The 17,346-nt window shown below is 45.4% G+C and carries 16 protein-coding genes; 3 read left to right on the forward strand and 13 right to left on the reverse strand.

Translation table 11 applies throughout. The annotated features are described in order from the left end of the window. Positions 1-216: 216 nt before the first annotated feature. From MH215_RS04650 to MH215_RS04675, 6 genes are all read right to left on the reverse strand, one after another. Positions 217-645 carry a GNAT family N-acetyltransferase gene (locus MH215_RS04650; RefSeq protein ID WP_239288551.1) on the reverse strand — a complete coding sequence of 143 codons (429 nt, stop codon included), beginning with the start codon at positions 643-645 and terminating at the stop codon, positions 217-219. 5 nt (positions 646-650) lie between these two features. Further along, a complete protein-coding gene (locus MH215_RS04655) occupies positions 651-1,145 on the reverse strand; it encodes a hypothetical protein (protein WP_239288553.1) in 495 nt (164 codons plus the stop codon). Between the two features lie 39 nt (positions 1,146-1,184). After that, positions 1,185-2,060 carry a GNAT family N-acetyltransferase gene (locus tag MH215_RS04660; protein ID WP_239288554.1) on the reverse strand — a complete coding sequence of 292 codons (876 nt, stop codon included), beginning with the start codon at positions 2,058-2,060 and terminating at the stop codon, positions 1,185-1,187. Positions 2,061-2,254: 194 nt separating this feature from the next. Then, a complete protein-coding gene (locus MH215_RS04665; RefSeq protein WP_481857421.1) occupies positions 2,255-3,478 on the reverse strand; it encodes an amidohydrolase in 1,224 nt (407 codons plus the stop codon). 216 nt (positions 3,479-3,694) lie between these two features. Then, positions 3,695-4,234 (reverse strand): methylated-DNA--[protein]-cysteine S-methyltransferase, encoded by a 540-nt coding sequence (locus MH215_RS04670; RefSeq protein WP_239288555.1) that lies wholly within the window; start codon positions 4,232-4,234, stop codon positions 3,695-3,697. 61 nt (positions 4,235-4,295) lie between these two features. After that, positions 4,296-4,994: a DNA alkylation repair protein gene (locus MH215_RS04675; RefSeq protein WP_239288693.1), complete on the reverse strand. Its 699-nt coding sequence runs from the start codon at positions 4,992-4,994 to the stop codon at positions 4,296-4,298. Between the two features lie 233 nt (positions 4,995-5,227). Here MH215_RS04675 and mgtE point away from each other — a divergent pair, with 233 nt between their 5' ends. Beyond that, complete coding sequence (gene mgtE, locus MH215_RS04680; RefSeq protein ID WP_239288559.1) at positions 5,228-6,598, forward strand: magnesium transporter; 1,371 nt, start codon at positions 5,228-5,230, stop codon at positions 6,596-6,598. Positions 6,599-6,814: 216 nt separating this feature from the next. Here the strand turns inward: mgtE and mmsB are convergent, their stop codons facing one another. From mmsB to MH215_RS04710, 6 genes are all read right to left on the reverse strand, one after another. Next, entirely contained in the window at positions 6,815-7,978 is a 1,164-nt protein-coding gene (gene mmsB / locus MH215_RS04685; RefSeq protein ID WP_056701410.1) for a multiple monosaccharide ABC transporter permease, read from the reverse strand. Further along, positions 7,953-9,512 carry a multiple monosaccharide ABC transporter ATP-binding protein gene (gene mmsA, locus MH215_RS04690; RefSeq protein WP_239288561.1) on the reverse strand — a complete coding sequence of 520 codons (1,560 nt, stop codon included), beginning with the start codon at positions 9,510-9,512 and terminating at the stop codon, positions 7,953-7,955. Before mmsA ends, mmsB begins: the two co-directional genes overlap by 26 nt. Positions 9,513-9,533: 21 nt before the next feature. Continuing rightward, entirely contained in the window at positions 9,534-10,619 is a 1,086-nt protein-coding gene (gene chvE / locus MH215_RS04695; RefSeq protein WP_275445966.1) for a multiple monosaccharide ABC transporter substrate-binding protein, read from the reverse strand. Positions 10,620-10,950: 331 nt separating this feature from the next. Then, complete coding sequence (locus MH215_RS04700) at positions 10,951-12,207, reverse strand: response regulator (protein ID WP_239288563.1); 1,257 nt, start codon at positions 12,205-12,207, stop codon at positions 10,951-10,953. Next, entirely contained in the window at positions 12,204-14,189 is a 1,986-nt protein-coding gene (locus tag MH215_RS04705) for a cache domain-containing sensor histidine kinase (RefSeq protein WP_481857425.1), read from the reverse strand. The genes MH215_RS04700 and MH215_RS04705 overlap by 4 nt, the downstream gene beginning before the upstream one ends. Continuing rightward, a complete protein-coding gene (locus MH215_RS04710; RefSeq protein WP_239288565.1) occupies positions 14,170-15,177 on the reverse strand; it encodes a substrate-binding domain-containing protein in 1,008 nt (335 codons plus the stop codon). The genes MH215_RS04705 and MH215_RS04710 overlap by 20 nt, the downstream gene beginning before the upstream one ends. A gap of 206 nt (positions 15,178-15,383) precedes the next feature. On the opposite strand from MH215_RS04710, the gene MH215_RS04715 reads away from it, so the two are divergent. Next, entirely contained in the window at positions 15,384-15,968 is a 585-nt protein-coding gene (locus tag MH215_RS04715; RefSeq protein WP_239288568.1) for a LysE family translocator, read from the forward strand. A gap of 15 nt (positions 15,969-15,983) precedes the next feature. Further along, positions 15,984-16,760, forward strand: a complete 777-nt coding sequence (locus MH215_RS04720) for an AraC family transcriptional regulator (RefSeq protein ID WP_239288569.1) — start codon at positions 15,984-15,986, stop codon at positions 16,758-16,760. A gap of 8 nt (positions 16,761-16,768) precedes the next feature. Here MH215_RS04720 and MH215_RS04725 read toward each other — a convergent pair whose 3' ends face one another. Further along, on the reverse strand, positions 16,769-17,332 hold the full coding sequence (locus MH215_RS04725) for a hypothetical protein (protein ID WP_239288570.1): 564 nt from the start codon (positions 17,330-17,332) through the stop codon (positions 16,769-16,771). Between the last annotated feature and the right edge of the window lie 14 nt (positions 17,333-17,346).

A 17,346-nucleotide genomic window follows, 5' to 3' on the forward strand; every position in this document is an offset into this window, starting at 1 on the left:
TATATACACTTGCCACTCCGATGACAGAATAACCTTCCGATCGCTGTTACCCCCAGATTTTTCTGATTCACTTTTCTAAATGGAAAATCCGGGGATAGCGTATGCTTCCGATGTAGCTTTCTTTCAGAAAGCTTTTAGGCGAACGCTCCGCTTCTCCATGTTATTTCTGTCCTCTCCGTTTTCATGTAAATGTTCATCTAGATACGAAATCCGCTTCTACAGGTACTTCTTAAATGCCTTACTTCCTTCGCCGTCATAACCTAACTTTTCATAAAATTGATGCGCGTCTTGCCGCAATGCATTACTGCTAAGGAACACTTTAACACAATTTTTCTCCTTGCAGACTTCCTCGAGGTGCTCTATTAATCTCGAACCATGTCCTCTGCCCTGCATTTCTTGCGTCACGATCACTCGTTCAACCACACCGAAGGGTCTCGTTCCACTCAGTGCATCCAAACAAACATGTAAATGCGCCGACCCCACAAGACTTCCATCCACCTCATATACAAACAGATAGCTGTTCGGGTTAATTCGAATCTCTTCCAATCGTTCAGGCAACACATGAATATCAGAATGATTTGGTAACAACTCTTGATATAGTCTTTCAACTGCAATAGCATCCTTGCCCTCGGCTTCTCGAATCATGTACATCACCTCTGCTCTTTATTTGCATCCCGTACTTGGACTAAGACCTTTATCCCTATATCAATGAAGAAAAATAACACCGCAGCAATGATGCCATATAAGGTCATGAACAAGACTTCTCTAACTTCTATCACTTTACCGATATTGAGCGCGAAAAGGTATACATAGGTACCAAGGAAACCAACCATCGCATAAGCGATCACATGTATTCCCATGAAATAAACTTTGTTTTTCTTGAGTACCGGGGCTAACCACTTGTCTAATAGGATAGAACTTGGGATACCGATCAGGAAGATAGGCGGTGTACCAAATAACAGAAATACGATCATATAGACTCTGAAGCCTTCCATATCATTTACTGAAGGAATACTCACAATAAAAGCAAAACTAAGAGAAGTTAAGAACGCAACGATGAGTTTCCTCGTCAGATTGATCCGCCTTCTGCCTTGAGCTTCTTGATCGACATAGATCATCCTACGTATAGACCGTGTTCTTTTCATAAGTTGTTTCTCCTCTGAACCAGCATATGTTCGGTCATATCAACTGCGATGATTCGTTCCAAACCATACGAGATGAGACAGTTCCTCACCAGAAAGGAAGCCAACTTTAGTATACAAATGCTCGGCGGGATTGCCCTGGGTAACGAACAGGCGAATGACAGGATACAGGGGTGCTAAGGTCGTTATTGCATGATGTAACAAGTATCCTCCAAGTCCCTCTGATCGATAGGCTGGTGTCACAGCGATATCATAGATTAGAGGTAGATTTTCCCACAAGGTTACAAGACAGAATCCAACCATACGCTCCGTATCTTGCTCAACCAAAATAGAGGAAGCAGCGCGCAGTTCATCCTGCTCATAATGATCAAAATAATATGTGAGGTCATTCTGACAATGAACCATTGACTGTTCTTCTACTCCGCCACGATAAGCCTCGATCATCATCTCAGCTAGTTTGGGCATGTGAACTCGTTCAGGCCGAATGCGTTTTAACTTCGATGTCAGAGGATTTTCCAAGGGCTCAGTAGGCCTGATCATACATTTCCGCGTGCTCAGCTTGTTGAATTCAGCATGTTCAAATAACGAAATATGTTCAGGCATAACATTATAGGCATGTAATTGATCAGGTACGCTCTTCTTACGAATCATATGATCTTTCAGAAACTCAACAATTTCCTTCGTTAATGTGTGCGGTGGAATCATAAATAAGGAACCTAGCTCATCATCAACCAAAGAAATTCCCGCGATTCGATGCTCTGCTCTATAGATCCAATAACAATCCGTTGCTTCAAGCATCATAGAATGAATGTCCGACCAACTTGGTCTGAACCAGACATTTTTGCGATACGTGGCAAAGTACGCTGCATATGTAGATGGGTCTGCTTGGATTAAACGATAGGGTGTATTCGGTCTCATTCTGCACCTCTCTTGTTAAATCTATCATTTTATTCTTCACGAAGATTCCAGCTGCTTTCCATCGAAATATTTCATGTGCTTCCATCATAACCCAGAATTACATCTATGGACATATGATTTATGCAACAAAAAAACCACGGTTTCCCGTGGCTGATGTATTCTCCATCTCTATACAATGCGCTGATTATTTTCGTTTATATCGATCCGCTCACCAATTGCCCTTCATACCATACGGTCTGCCGCTTGGCTCTTCGAGCAACCGCCTCTGCGGAACAACTCGCGTGAACCAGCATAAAGCTAGCTGTATCGCCTACCTTCGGCCAAACCTGATTCCCTTGAGCGTCGATTGGAGTTATGCCGCCCGTGACGAATCCTAGCGATTGAGCCAAGGAAAGCTCATCTGAATATCCGTACAATTCTGCGTAACGTCCCGCTTTCTCCAATTGATCTCCATTCCCAAAAGGTGACCAGTGATCTGTCAAACTATCGGTTCCCAACTTGACCTTCACCCCATGGCGATGAAGCATCGGCAGAGGCATCATCATTCTGCCAATTGGCACAGTAGATGCCACACTCATACCAAGAGATGCCATCTGAATGGCCATCTCTTCTGCCTCCTGCGCGTCCGCATTAGCGAACCAGAACGCATGACTCACCGTGACTTTTCCATGAAGCCCTGCCTGTTTAGTTAGCTTAACTAATTGTTGTAACGTTTGCTTCCCAGCTTCATCACGTTCATGCAGATGGATATCAATACCTGCCTGATAGCGGACAGCCAGTTCGACCATCGCATGCAACGATCTCTCGACATCTCCGTCCACAGTAGCTGGGTCTAGTCCACCTACATGCGTTGCACCTTCAGCCATGGCCTGGTCCATCCATCCAACAGAATCGGAGCGAAGAAGTCCATGCTGTGGAAAAGCCACAATTTCGGAAGAAAGCTTGCCCGAGAATGCATCCAATGCCTGCTTGGTTGCTTCTAACCGTTTCAGTCCACTCACTGGCTCAATGTTACAGTGACTCCTTACATGCGTAGAGCCTAAGCGCTGAATAAGCTGTAAAATATGCTCTGCCTGACCTCTAGCTTCAGGCAATAGTTTCGGGAGCAACTGCCGCTCCTCCTCAATACGTTCGAAGATGCTGCCTATGCGCTTAACCGCCTGCCACGGCTCTCCGTAATATGTTTTGTCCAGATGAATATGGGCCTCTTCGAACGAAGGAAGCAACAACAGACCGTGACAATCGTATTTGGGTAGTGCATTCTGAAGCGCTGTTTCAATACCTATGATCTCTGCAATAATTCCGTTCTCAATGCGAAGGTGACATAAGCTTGTCCGTGTTCCGGTCACTTCTTGTCCATCCATCACATAACTCTGCTCCAAATTTACGTTTGTTAACCAATAGGCCTGATTCAACATATGACCCTTCACTCCCACCGTTTTGATCTATAGCTAGCCTTGATTGAAGCAGCTAAAGGTATTATGAAATTGATTCATTTATCGTAGCATAATGGGTAACGTAGCAAAAATATGTATAACGTTGGCATACCATACGTTTAGCGTTTGGAGTCACTCTTAATAGACAGAAATACAAGCATGATTCATACCTGTATTTCTGTTTGTTCATCCTATTTCCTAGAATCTAAATCTCGCATGCCCACCGTCAGATACGCCCTCGATCTGTTCAATATCGAGCAGTCTGCGTTTCATGTCTAGCCCGCCACGAAATCCTGTCAACTTACGGTTTGCACCAATAATGCGATGGCATGGTAATAGAATTGGAATGGGGTTAGCTCCATTCGCTGCACCGACTGCTCGTACTGCCGATGGTCTTCCAATTGCAGACGCAACATCACCATAGGTTCGAGTCTCACCGTAAGGAACTCGTCCAAGCTCTGTCCATACTTGCTGCTGGAATGCTGTTCCAATCAGATCCAGTGGAATGTCAGCTGTGAATGCTACCTTTTCTCCGGCAAAGTACGATGTTAGCCACTCGGTAATACCTGTATGGTTAATCGTCTGTTCATCCTCTATTAATTCAATCCCAGGAGCTACACGAGCAATCCAACCTTCCCAGTCCTGCAATGTTTCGTTAGGCATAATAATACGGCTTACACCCTTCTCTGTTGCAAGTACGATCCAGGGCAGTCCATCTAGTTCCAACGGGGTCCACATGATCTTTTGCCTCATAACCATCATCCTTCCGTGTCATGTTCCAATTGTACGCTTAATCGGATCAAACTGATCGCTTCAGCTTTCGCTTCATCCCACGAATAATTTGTTTTGTATGCGGATCAATGCGAGTCGATTCGGTTATTTTCTGAAGCGCTTTGTTGTACGTAAAATCATCAAGCGTATTGTCCTTAAGATAACGCATCGTTATATCGGGCAATTTAATATAAGCAATCGAAATCGCCCATGCGACAGCCATTTTCACATAATATCCTTCGTGTCTAACCTGATCCAATGAAGCCAGCACCTGATGGATATACGGCTCTTCCATATAATAGTTTAAGTACATCACAACGCCGAAGCGAATGTCATACTCTAGCTCGGATGCCAGATAAGGCTGCACAAAATGCCATACCCGTTCTTGTTCTTTTTTCGTCAATTTTAATCCACCACAGAAGCTATCGCATACAGACCAGTTATTGATTTTGGGGACAAACCAAGCAATATGCCGCAGCCATTCTTCTGGATCTGTGCGGATATATCCAATAACCAGCGCCTGCAACATGACTTCTTCAAAGTAATCATCGTCTGCGTTCTCCAGATAGGCACGCCAATCTGCGGCAACAATCTGTTTCGCCATCTTACGTAGTGCGGGTATTCTAACACCCAATAGATTCGTAATGTTAGGAATGAGTGCTGCTGTAAATTTCTGATATTCTGGCTCAGCCAGGCTGAGTAACTGTGTTCTGATATCTGCCTCCACTAGTACATGTCCCCCTCGTTTGTTGCTGTACATCAAGTATATCCTCGTAGCGTATGTTTGTAAGCCCATATTGCATGTTTGAGCAAGATTTCCATATCCTAAGGCATCCCCTAAGAACTCGGTTTCCCTGACCTGTTCCAGACAAAACGTTTCCTTTTTATTCATGCCTTGTTTAACTGCTCATCCATTTCGTTTAAAAATATGAAGTTGACCATTCAGAAAGGAGTGTCGATATGAACGGATCTCATACCAAGAAAGATTTCTCCGTGGAGGAGATCACCGAACAACTTGTCCAACATGTGCAGTCCCAAAATCTACCTGAATTCTTTAAATTGGTGAAGGAGCTGCATCCTTATGATCTTTCACTTATATATAAGAAGTTCCCCGAAGAAGAGAGAAATCGGTTTCTGTTGCTGTTCAAACCTAATGCGCTAGCCGATCTGGCGGAGAACCTGAAGCTACATGAACAGATCCAACTGTTCGAACAACTTGGGCCAGAACGAACGCTTGAAGTCATGCAACAGATGGACAAAAGCGACCTGATTCGGTTCATGCATGATATCCCTGCTAAACGTAGGGAAGAATTGCTGTCTGATATGAATCTTGATCACTCTGCCATCATCCGGTCTGTGCTGAATTATCCGCCAGAGACGGCTGGACGGATCATGACAGATCGGTATCGAACTCTGCTCGCCCATGAGACAGCCAAGGAAGCGCTGAGACAATCGCAAGGCACCATGCATATCTCTGCTTCCAGTTATCTCTATGTGACCGACAATGAGGGTAAACTCGTCGGTGTTGTAAGTTATCGCTCCCTTGCTTTGGCAGACGATAAGACCAAGGTTGAAGAGCTCATGACCAGACGTGTGATCCACGCTACAGTAGATATGGATCAGGAAGAAGCGGCGCAGTTACTACAGCGTTACGAGTTCATGGCACTCCCGGTTGTGGATGAGAATCATAGGCTATGCGGGATCATTCAGATGGATGATGTCATTGATATTATTATGGATGAAGCGAGTGAAGATTTAGCCAAAATGGGGGGCGGTGGTAAAGATATTGATTTTGATACGAAGCCACTGGTTGCGGTCAAGCGCAGACTTCCATGGTTGATCTTGTTATTACTGATCGGATTAATATCCGGAAGTATTGTAGACTTTTTTGAAGATACGTTAAACCAAGTTGTCGCGCTCGCCTTCTTCATGCCCATGATCGCCGGGATGACGGGGAATACAGGTACACAGTCTTTGGCTGTCGTTGTCCGTGGACTGATCGGACGTAAGCTGGACAAGTCAACGGTGCTGGCATTAATTGGTCGGGAGATTAAAGTAGGCACGATGATTGGTCTCGTCTGCGGAATCCTGATTACTATCATCGCTTATTTCTGGCAAGGGGACTGGCTGCTTGGTGCGATTATCGGGGTATCTCTGTTCTTCACACTCGTGATTGGTACGCTGACTGGAACTTGTATCCCACTTCTACTGAGCCGATTCAAGGTAGACCCTGCCGTTGCCTCAGGGCCACTAATTACAACGTTAAATGATATTCTGTCGCTCTTTATCTATTTCGGCATTGCCACTCGTTTCCTAGACGCACTGATGTAAATGCAGCCGGAATATAACTGGAAAAACACAATATATAAACGAACAAACAGACCTGGATCTGTGATCTAAGTCTGTTTGTTTTTATTGAATATTACATAAAATGAATTCTGAATTTTAATGAAATGAAGCGTAATATCAGCTGTATTCAGACATATAACACACGATTAGATTGAGCATCGGTTTATAACCCCGACATCATCCATAACCATTTTACACTTAGGCAGCTCTTTTGTTTTTGTTATAGATATCAAATGCAACGGCGAGCAGCAACACCAGACCTTTGATCCCCTGTTGCCAGTCAATACCGAGACCAATCAAGGACATCCCGTTATTGAGCACACCCATAACCAGACCACCGATAATAGCGCCGAAGACAGTCCCGATCCCCCCAGAAGCTGAGGCTCCACCGATGAAGCAGGCAGCAATCGCATCTAGTTCAAAGTTGGTACCTGCCCTTGGTGTAGCTGCATTCAGACGTGCAGCGAAGATCAGTCCAGATACTGCCGCGAGTGTACCCATGTTCACAAATACCCAGAAGGTTACTTTTTTCGTTTTGACGCCAGACAGACCCGCTGCCTTCTCATTACCTCCAAGAGCATATACGTGACGACCCATCACCGTACGGTTCATGACGAATGAGTAGACAACGATTAGGACGAATAGCAGCACCAATATATTCGGAATACCTGCATAACTTGCAAGCACAAAGGTGAACAAATTCGTTACCACTGCCACCACAATCAACTTAAGCAGGAAGAGTCCCTGAGATACAACTTGAAAGCCGTATTTGCGCTGTGAACGACGTTCACGCAGTTCATTGAAGATGTACCACAAGGTAAGCAGAATTCCCACAATAATGGACACCAACCCAAGCCCAGAGAATTGAATATCCGGTAAAAAGCCTGAGCTTATTTTCTGGAATCCCCCTGGAAAAGGTGAAATGGATTGACCCTCAAGCACAATCATCGTCAACCCGCGGAACAATAACATACCCGCGAGTGTTACAATAAAGGCGGGAATTCGCACATATGCGATCCAGAAGCCCTGCCATGCACCAATCAAGGCTCCAACCAGCAAAGACGCGATCACTGCAAGCCATGCCGGAAGCTGCCAGTCAACCATCATAATGGCTGCAACTGCACCAACAAAGGCTGCAATGGAACCAACCGATAGATCAATGTGACCGGTAATGATGACCAGCACCATCCCGATGGCCAGTACTAGAATGTAGCTATTCTGCAAAATTAGATTTGTTATATTGATGGGCTTAAGTAACAACCCGTTGGTCAGTACCTCAAACAAAAGCATAATAACGACTAAGGCAATGATCATACCATATTGACGGATGTTGCTTTTAAACAGTTTCGTTATTGATTCCATGCTTCCCGCCTCCAGACTTGGTCATATATCTCATCAACGTTTCCTGCGATGCTTGTTCACGGCTAACTTCTCCGGTCATTCTCCCAGCATTCATCACATAGATCCGGTCACAGAGGCCAAGAACCTCCGGCAGTTCGGATGAAATAACCAGTACCCCTTTACCCTCAGCGGCAAGACGATGAATGATGGTATAGATTTCAAACTTGGCTCCAACGTCGATGCCGCGGGTGGGTTCATCCAGAATGAGAATATCGGGTCCGGCAAAAATCCACTTGCTCAGCACCACCTTCTGTTGATTCCCCCCACTAAGGTTACCGGTCTTCTGCAAAATGTTAGGTGCTTTGATGTTCATACTCTTCTTCATCTCTTCCGCTACAAGCACTTCTTCGTGCTCATTCACAACCGCATTTTTCGTCAGTTTGTTGAGACCTGTCAATGAAATATTGCGCTTGATATCATCCATCAGAATAAGCCCGTATTCCTTGCGATCCTCGGTGACATAAGCAAACCCATTTTGAATGGCCTCGGTAACGCTATTGTTTTGGATGGGCTTGCCATCCTTCATGAGTTGTCCTGATATATTGCGTCCATACGATTTGCCGAATATACTCATGGCAAGTTCGGTACGTCCAGCGCCCATAAGCCCCGCAATACCTACAATCTCACCACGTCTAATATTCATGTTGATCTGATCCAGTACTTTTCGTTCAGCATGCTGCTCGTGGTATACTGTCCAGTCTTTCACTTCCAGAACGATGTCACCAATGGTAGCATGACGCTCAGGATAACGGCTCGTGAGATCACGTCCCACCATTCCACTAATGATCCTGTCTTCTGTAACCTGATCTTTTCTCATATCCAGCGTCTCAATGGTCTTGCCGTCTCGCAATATGGTTACGGCATCCGACACTTTGGAGACCTCATTCAGCTTGTGAGAGATCAGAATGCAGGCGATGCCCTGCTTCTTGAATTCCAACATTAATTGCAGCAGATTCTCGCTATCGTCCTCATTCAATGCAGCAGTGGGCTCATCCAGAATAAGCAAGCGAACCTTTTTGGAGAGTGCTTTCGCAATCTCAACGAGTTGTTGTTTACCCACCCCGATGCTAGATACCAGCGTATTCGGATCTTCACTTAAACCTACTTTGCTTAACAGTTCACGCGTACCTACATACGTTTCCTTCCAATTAATAATTCCTTTACTTGCACGCTCGTTGCCCAAATATATATTCTCTGCTATGGAAAGGTAAGGGATCAGAGCTAACTCCTGATGAATAATGACAATCCCCAGATCTTCACTCTGCTTGATGTCTTTGAACTCACACGGTTTGCCTTGAAATAAAATATCACCTTCATACGTGCCGTATGGATATACACCGCTAAGCACCTTCATGAGTGTCGATTTGCCTGCACCATTTTCACCGCATATCGAATGAATCTCGCCCTCACGGATTTGCAGATTGACATTTTCCAGCGCTTTGACGCCAGGGAATGTTTTGGTAATATTCTTCATTTCCAGAATAATTCCGGCCATGGGATGTGCTCCTTTCATTCCTTATTTCAAGCCGATCTCTTCCTTCGTGTAATACTTACTGCCAACAATATCCTGCTCTACATTGGTTCGGTCTACAGAGATCGGATCAAGAAGATATGCTGGAACTGTCTTAATACCGTTGTTATATGATTTTGTATCATTCACTTCCGCCTGTTCACCTTGCAAAATGCTATTAGCCATTTCCACCGTCTGCTCCGCCAGTTTCCGTGTATCCTTGAATACCGTCTGTGTCTGTTCACCGGCAACAATGGACTTGATTGAAGCAAGCTCGGCATCCTGTCCGGTTATGACAGGTAATGGCTTGTTTGCTGTTCCGTAACCAATCCCTTTCAAGGACGAGATAATTCCGATGCTGATACCATCATAAGGAGATAGGACTGCATCTAGGTTGTCTCCAGAGTAATAAGCACTGAGGAGATTATCCATGCGTGACTGTGCAAGTGCACCGTCCCAGCGCAAGGTGGCGATCTGTGCCATCGTCATCTGTTTACTACGAACAACCAGCTTGCCGGAATCCATGTAAGGCTTCAATATAGACATTGCACCGTCGAAGAAAAAGTAGGCATTATTGTCGTCTGGCGATCCGCCAAACAGTTCAATGTTATAAGGCCCCTTTCCTTCCTTAAGCCCAAGCTTCTGCTCAATGTAGGAAGCCTGGAGCACACCCACCTTAAAGTTATCAAACGTGGCATAATAGGTCAGATACGGGGTATTTCTAATGAGCCTATCATACGAAATGACCTCTATCCCTTCATCATGCGCCTTCTTGATTACATCGGTTAGTGTGTTACCATCCACGGATGCGATGACCATCACATCCACACCTTTTGTAATCATGTTCTCAATCTGTGAAATCTGATTTTCGACCACATCTTCAGCATACTGAAGATCTGTTTTATAACCTTGCTCTTGGAACAGTCGTACCATGTTCTCTCCGTCCCCGACCCATCGTTCCGATGATTTGGTGGGCATCGAGATACCTATATATCCTTTTTCCTTGCTGCCTAGGTCACTTTCAGCTAGATTACAAGCCGAGAGCATCAAGGTCATCACCAGAAGCCAGATCCATATCGCTCCTTTTTTCATATGAAGTTCCCCTTTCCTCAGGTCATACGATTATTCATAACAACTGAGATAACGCTTACAACGAATGAATGTAGTATGTGCCTTGCGACTTCCTGTTCGAGAATTATCGTAGCATTTCAGCAGTAGAGAGGTCTTTGCAGGTTTTGAACCTTTTTTATAAAAATTTAACTTTTGATGGAAGTAAAGAAGAAAACATCGTTACATTGTTGGAACCTAGCAATCAATCTTCAAGGAAAAACAAAAAAGACATGTTCTACTCCACTTCACGGAAGTAGATCACATCTTTAGGATACTCATCCTTATGGTGTCATTCATATTTTAACTTTCATAATTACTGTGTAACCGAAGAACGATTGCCCGTTCCTCCATCTTTGCGATACTGAGCTGGCGAGATGCCCATCGCCTTCTTAAATGCAGTACTGAAATAGTGCTGCGTATCATAACCTACACGCTCCGCGATCGTATGAATGGGTAGCGTTGTGGAATCAAGAAGTTGTACAGCCTTGCGAATGCGAGCATGCGTGACGAGCGTAACGAAGGAGTTGTCGAGCTCTTTCTTAAGCACTCGGCTAAGATATACAGCGGACACTTGCAGTCTAGTGGCAAGTGATTCTAACGTTAGATCCCGCTCTGCATATTCTTCCTGAATGAGTTGTCTTGCTCTGCGAACCAGCGGGGACAACCGAACTTCACCATAGACCCGCTCACGGCAAAGACGATACGTACCCGGGGTCTCCTCCAGTGTGCCTGTATGAAACTCAACATGGGCATGAATGGCGATATTTAGGCAGGAACTGATCTGCTGTTCTAACAGAGAAGCGATTTCCTCTGGAGCTTCCTGCCACAGACATATGCCAATTAACCCGCTGGCGTCCCGAAATAAGACATGTGGGAGATCTCCTAGCAGCTCACTAACAACATTTTCAACAGCATAAAGGAACAGTTGACGATCATTCTCCCTCATGACGGTCTTTCGCGCTTCCGCAGCAGGCCAACGTACCGTTCCAATCTGAACAGGTGGCGTGGAGGGCAGACGCAAAAAGGTAAGTTGTTCCTTTAAATCTCTCCCTCCAATCTGCCCTTCAAGCCACTCTAGACAGAATCGCTGCCGTAGCAGAGGAATATTGCGCTCAATCTGATGGGCAGCCTGCCTTACATAGGCTGTCCGCTGGTGTTCTTCATCCAACCGCTGACGCAAGCGCCCAAGCGCAGAATACAGTTGCTCAGCTTCTACAGGCTTCAGGATGTAATCCTCAACGCCCAGACGAACAGCCTCTTGAGCATAAGCAAATTCATCATGTCCTGAAATGATCAAATAACGACATCTTGGACACTTTTGCTGAAGAGCCCGAATCAGTTCGATTCCGTTCAGAAACGGCATATTCATATCAACTAATACGACATCAACATCTATGTCGACCGCACGCTCCAATGCTTCCTCACCATCCTCGGCTTCACCGACGACTTCCATTCCGAGAGTGGCCCAGTCAATTGCATCCCGAATGCCCTCCCGAATGATTGGTTCATCATCCGCAATTAGCACACGGTATTTCTTGGTTGTCGTAGTTGATTCAATAGACTCCTTCATTCGTTCTCCTGCCTCTCTTCATTATTAAGTCGCTTCGTTGGTGGGAGTGATGGCAGCTCTCGCATCAGCGGATGGACAATAGTTACGCGAGTTCCCTCGCCTTTCCGGCTTGTTAGTTCGATTCCGTATTCATCACCAAAGGACAGTCGTAATCGGGCTTGTACGTTCAGCATCCCATAGCTTTTACCGGTCATGCTTGGAGAAGTTGACTCCAAGCTCTCTAGAGGAACATCCAGCAAATCTGTCATTTCTGCAAGTCGCTCGGCGGACATACCCGCTCCATCGTCCTCCACCATAAGAAGTAATCTGCCACGTTCTACTCTAGCTTCCACACGGATCAGGCCTGGCCCACGTCGCCCTTTGATTCCATGATAGATTGCGTTCTCCACCAATGGTTGAAGCAACAACTTCAACATGTACAGGTTCTGCAGTTCCTCAGGAACATTCAATGTATACTGCAGGCGATCACGGTATCGTGTCTGCTGAATTTGCAGGTAACTGCTAATATGCTCAAGCTCGGAACGCAGCGGAATATAATCCTGACCTTTACTAAGCCCAATTCGAAACAGTCGAGACAGCGCACCCACCATGCCCGATACGTCATCTGCCCCCTCTTTGCGAGCCATCCAGTGAATCGTGTCCAATGTATTGTATAAAAAGTGGGGTTTAATATGCTCCTGCAAACTACGCATCTCCGCATCCCGCTTCTGTCGTTCCCGTAGCTCATTCAGCGATATGAGCTGCCGAATCTGTACGAGCATTCGATTGAAACTGTTCCCCAACATGCCAATCTCATCGGCACGATCGCTCCAGCGACCTGCTCTAAGATTACCAGTCTCTGCTCTGCGCATATAAGACATTAAGCGAAAAATAGGCTGAGCAATAGAACGCGAGAACCACAAAGAGGCACTTAAACCGAACAAACACACTACAAATACAAAACTGACTACATAAAACTGTATCTGGCGTACCTCCGTAATGGATTCCCTTGTTGGAAATACCCCTACGGTTCTCCACCCAGTAAAGGTGGAGGACTGGTACATGAATAATAACGTGCCACCATCTGTCTCGGCGGTAAACGTTCCGCTGTCCTCGGAGGGAAACCAATCCGCAGGGATATCTTCAATCAGGGGATGTTGAGGCTTATACACGCTCTGCCCTTCTGCATCCGTTACCATGACATACCCAGATTTACCCAAGGTTACATTGCGTGCAGCCTGCGAGACAGACCTCAGCTTAAGATCAATCATGATGACTCCTCGCACACGTCCTGATTCTTCATCTGTAATGGAGCGTGCAACCGATACAATCTCATCATCTTTGTAGCGAACATGCGTCGTAATATTACGCTCTTTAGGTTGACCAAGTACAGTAAAAATGCCTGGATGAGCTGAAGCTTCTCGGTACCATGCCTCCTCGGTCAGCCCCTGCTCCGTTCGGGGATACATCTCATTACTAATATAGTCTCCACTGCCATTGACGAGCACGATGCCTGCGATTTCCGGGTACAACGTTGTGAATCCCTGTAAGGTTTGTTTGATGTCATACAGCTGATTCTGCTCTAGTTGAGCACTCTGAGCACTCTCTGCCTTGCTTATCGAATCGAGATCCTCATCCAGATCCGAAGGCGTATTTCCGTGCATAAATGCATCGATATCCGGGTCAAATGCAATCAAGTAGGTCATATTCTGCAAATTTTCCATTTTAGTGTTCAGACCTTCATTCACTTTGCCAATAAGCTGCATCGTATGTCCCTCAACTTGTCTTTCCACCACACGCTCTACCGTCCAGTTCACGAGCAATCCGAGCCCAACCGAAGGTACGATAGCAAATAATAAAAACAGTAACATCAACTGGTAGCGCAGCGGCATGTTACGTAGCCATAAACGCTTCATAGCGTTTCTGAGCGAAGAGCGCCAAGTTTGGCGATTCCAAGCATGATTTTCCTCAACATGCTCCTTGTTATTTGGCATAATAATCATCCACATTCGAGCGTGTCACCACAGAGATCCCCGTGTCTACCATTACCGGTAACGGCGCATTTTCACCAGAAGAGGATGGAGCAGGCACCGTTAACTGATGATGCAGATGGAACAAATATTGTAGCGACCAATACCCCATGTTCCAGGTTCCCTGCGCAATCGTGGCTGATATCGTACCATTTTTGATCATATCGAGTGTCGCTTTGTTTGTGTCAAAAGAGATGATTTGCAGCGTCTGACCTTCCCCTGCATTTTGCACAGCCTCACCGACTCCTGCCCCTCCTGTTGCCTCGGTTACAAAAATACCTGCCAATTGCGGATGAGCTTTCATCATCCTTAACGTCTCGTCTCTAGATATCACCGCATCTCCGTGTCCATCCGCAATTTCAACGACCTTCATGGACGGGTATCGTTCCTGAATCGTATCCCGGAAACCCTTCGTTCGCTCTTCATGATTTTGTTGTCCGGGTAGGGTCAGAACAGCAACCTCACCCTCACGCCCCAACAACTCAGCCATTTTATCCGCTGCCGTTACACCAGACTTGTAGTTATCCGTCCCAAGGAAGGAATACGCCTGGCTATCGGGTGCATCTGCATCGAACAGGATGACGGGAATGTCCGCTTCGATTGCCTTGTTGATCGCCGGGATCAATGATTGTGGGTCGATGGCAGATATAGCAATACCTGCAGGCTTCCGCGCGATTGCCTGCTCAATTACGGTTGTCTGCTCCTTCGCGTCATATCGGGTAGCTCCGCGGTATTCAACAGTCACGCCAAGCGTATCCGCGGCATCCTCGAATCCTTTGAGCGGACTCTTCCAATACTCTAGCCCGGATTGGAACGTTATCATGATGTATGTCTCGCCAATATCGCCACGCAGCCCCCGGTTCTCCCAAGAACTGTTCGCCTGACTGGTGTATTCAAATCTCAGAACATATAATGCAAATGCTGCAATAAGCAGAATATATACCAACAGCATTTTCTTCATACCGTTCACTTCCCTTAAGTGGTCTGATCACCTTACACTTCGTTCTAAATTGTAAACGCAATCATTCAAAAAGAAAACCACTCTTTGCTTTCGAAAAGAAGCTACCGCTGCTCTAGTCAATAATTCTGCTGCAATAATGTACTATAAGCTCGAAGTCTCTCTGGCATATGATCATAGAACCATATTACTTCTAGAGGGGACTTCAGATGAATATTACATCCTTTTTGATCTACTGCATTATCGTTACCTTCACACCTGGCCCTAGCAATATTGTTATTCTGTCTTCAACGCAGAAGATAGGCGCACGCAAAACGATGCAATATGTGTGGGGTGCCACACTTGCGTTCGGTCTACTGCTTGCCGCTTCCACCTTTCTTAATCATCTGCTCGCAGGCGTTCTGCCCAGCATGATAAAAATGATGCAGATCGTAGGCAGTCTGTACATGCTATACCTGGCTTATCAGGTATACAAAATGGGCTCCACTGCGGATGCACCGAAACAAGTTACTGGTTTCCTGAACGGGTTCATCATGCAATTTCTGAATCCCAAAGTCATTCTGTTTACGTTCACCGTCATTCCTAGTTATGTATTGCCCTATTACAATAGTTCTCTATCTTCGTTTATGTTCGTTATGCTCATTACACTCATTGGATTTTTAGCCTACTCCAGTTGGGTGGTGTTTGGGTCTATCTTCAGAACGTTTCTTAATCATCATCAAAAAACAACGAGTATGCTCATGGCTCTATTTTTGTTATACTCAGCCATTATGGTATCGGGAATCATCTCGTGATCGGAGGTTAGCTTGGTGGAATTGTTCAATTACAAAAAATCAGAGGATGTGCTGGCTCTCTCCGCCAGCTTTACAGATTTCACTTACAAAAAGCATTGTCACGAGGAATATGCCGTAGGCGTGACTCTTCGAGGCATTCAACAATATAATCTGGATGGTCATTATCAAGCTTCTCACAAAAATGGTGTCATGTTATTTAATCGAGAGCAGACGCATGATGGTAGCTCCTATGACCGTGAAGGAATCGATTATGTCATGTTATATTTCAAACCAGATCTGATGGCCGAGGTGCTGGGAAAGAAGGAGTTACACTTCTCAACACCCATCGTTTATGACCCTGAACTTGCGCGAGCAATCCTCAGGGTGAACGATGCTGTTCAGCATGGCCGAGATGAAGCTTTATGCAGCGAGCTACTGCTCAATCTAGCAAACCTATTAGCTAGAGAAAACGAAGTAATCGTACCGCATAAAGCTACCAGCAGCCTTGTGCGTACAGCAAAAGAAATGATGTTCTACAGCATCGACGATGTGCTTAAATTGGACGACCTTTGCACCCAACTTGGCATGTCTAAATATCAGTTCATTCGTGAGTTCAAAGCACAAGCCGGCATTTCTCCGTACCAGTTTTTCCTGAATTGCAAAGTAGAGCACGCACGTCAATCTTTAGAGAACGATAAAGACATCTACGCTGCTGTAGCTCAGTGCGGATTCGTGGATCTCACGCATCTTAACCGTCATTTCAAGCGTTTCTTCGGCATTACCGCCTATGAATACATGAAACAACTCAATTAGAGAAGCCGTTACTTCTGTCGTCTACGGACATATATTATCGCTACAACAATAACAAGAAACAGCCCTATACTACCTAGAACGAGTGGGAATAAATAATTAGCAGTTGAATTCGTTGAACCCAAGTCATCTTCGGTGACCCACTCTCCTGCTCCTAGTAATTTTACATCTTCATCCGCTTGGGAAATGAGTTTATTACCACTGCATAGAGTCGTTTTCAGTGTATGGTCTTTCTCATCTGAGGAAGCAAACACCAGATAGGTTTCATCTTTGGTAAATTGAAATCCACATGATGCGGAACCTTGATCCAGACTATGAATTGTAAGCTTCTGCTCATGAACTCCCTTCCATGCTCTTACTGCTTCAAAAGTATATTTACGATATTCGCCAAATCCGAACTGGCTTCGGGCGCCTTTTTCAGTAACCTTTCCCTCAAATACTGCCGAGTAGGTATCTAGCTTTTCTAATGCATTATTGTCGACACAGCTACAAGCATAGGCTTTCTCTCCCGGGTAAATGGTAAATCCTAATGTAACGAGGACAATGAGTATGGTTAGAAAGGATATTCGTTTCATAAAATGACTCCATT

The sequence above is a fragment of the Paenibacillus sp. ACRSA genome (genome assembly GCF_022346845.1).
In the GTDB taxonomy this organism is placed as follows: domain Bacteria; phylum Bacillota; class Bacilli; order Paenibacillales; family Paenibacillaceae; genus Paenibacillus.